Genomic DNA, 277 nt, shown 5'->3' on the forward strand with positions numbered 1-277 from the left:
AGGGATTGATTCGCTGCGCTCACCCTGCGGGCCGCCGTTGGCGGTCCAAAACGCGAGCGTTTTGTCGAACCCTGTCGAGGATTCTCACCCTCCCGCTCGGTGCACTATGCATACAAAAAAGCCTGAACGCGAGTTCAGGCTTCTTCGTAGAATATGGCGGTGAGGGAGGGATTGATTCGCTACGCTCACCCTGCGGGCCGCCGTTGGCGGTCCAAAACGCGAGCGTTTTGTCGAACCCTGTCGAGGATTCTCACCCTCCCGGTCGATGCGCTATGCA

Annotated in this window: 1 other RNA gene; it reads right to left on the minus strand. The window is 59.2% G+C overall.

Going from position 1 to position 277, the window contains the following annotated elements:
- Positions 1 to 154 precede the first annotated feature (154 nt).
- Positions 155 to 274, minus strand: a non-coding RNA gene (locus tag HWW83_RS25540) — RtT sRNA.
- Between the last annotated feature and the right edge of the window lie 3 nt (positions 275 to 277).

Origin of the sequence: Serratia ureilytica, assembly GCF_013375155.1 — a bacterium.
Lineage (GTDB): Bacteria > Pseudomonadota > Gammaproteobacteria > Enterobacterales > Enterobacteriaceae > Serratia > Serratia ureilytica.